Source organism: Zhongshania sp., from assembly GCF_041584495.1.
GTDB lineage: Bacteria > Pseudomonadota > Gammaproteobacteria > Pseudomonadales > Spongiibacteraceae > Spongiibacter.
On sequence record NZ_JBFHDY010000302.1, the window covers coordinates 1 to 1,236 of the forward strand.

Sequence of the window (1,236 nt, forward strand, 5' to 3'; positions counted from 1 at the left end):
GACCTTCGACGGTATATTTGCAGTTCAAACCATTGGTGTCGATGGCGAAACTGACAGTAGTGGCGTTTCGCCTCGGCTGCTCGCCCGCTACGATTTAACAGACGATGTTATGCTTAACGCTCAAGTCTCTAAAGGCTTTAGATTGGGAGGCATTAACGACCCCTTGAACGCTCCTCTTTGCAATGCCCAAGACTTGGCAACATATAGCGGCAACCCCGACTTTGATGATGAAACCATCATCAATTATGAAGTGGGTAGCAAAATGACCATATTCAATGGTGCCGGCAGTTTTAATATTTCAGCTTTCTACAGCGAAATAAAGGATTTGCAAGTAACACAAAACATTGACAGCTGCTCTTCCAGAATTATTCTCAATGTAGATGACGCTCACAGCCAAGGCGTTGAGATGGAACTCAGCGTTCGACCCTCCGCCAACTTAGAAGTTAGCATTGCTGCTAGCTACAACGATGCAGAACTGGACAGTGATCTGCGCGACAGCTCGGGTGGAATAATTGGTGGATTCTCGGATGGGAACGAATTACCGACCGCCCCTGATTACTCCATCGCTTTAGCATCCACCTACTACTTCGAGATATCAGACTCATGGGAAGGCTATGTAAGCGGCTCATTCCACAGCGTTGGTGCACGCTACACCCAAATTGGAGACCAGCTGTCCAGCGCCGGCAACATCGACCTAACTAACCCTCCCAACAATGCTCGCCGACAAGTGGGAAATAGTAATCTAAATACCATTGTTTACGACTCAGAGCTGGATAATTATCAAACAGTTAACCTCCGCATTGGCGGCCGCACCGCCTCCATAGACCTTGCGCTGTTTATTAACAATGTAACCAATGAAATTGCACAACAATCGCTCGATACAGAGCGAGGTGGCACCGCACGTGTAGGCTACCGCGTTAGCCAGCCCCGCACTGCAGGCATCACTGCACGCTACGACTTCTAACCCTAAAAGGTGACCATTTGGTAAGGGCAGCCCTCGGGCTGCCCTTTTTTTATCCACTCAAGGTAAACTATCGGCCTGAATCAGAGACTGACCCTTACCATGAGTGCAAAAGAGCAGATCACATTCCAACGCCGCCTCGATCTGGAAGGCGCCCCCAATATCCGCGATCTCGGCGGCTATGAAACCCTTGACGGAAGCACCACCCGCTGGGGCCGTATTTTCCGCGCTGGCCGCCTGTCTGCCCTCACACCCCGTGACAAAGCCCAGTTGCA

2 protein-coding genes are annotated in these 1,236 nt (G+C 50.5%); both read left to right on the forward strand.

Translation table 11 applies throughout. The features are described from left to right. A partial coding sequence (locus ABYP33_RS19350) for a TonB-dependent receptor domain-containing protein (RefSeq protein ID WP_373093014.1) occupies window positions 1-964 on the forward strand: 964 nt, incomplete at its 5' end. A gap of 99 nt (window positions 965-1,063) precedes the next feature. Then, the coding region (locus ABYP33_RS19355) for a tyrosine-protein phosphatase (protein ID WP_373093015.1) at window positions 1,064-1,236 on the forward strand (173 nt) is incomplete at its 3' end.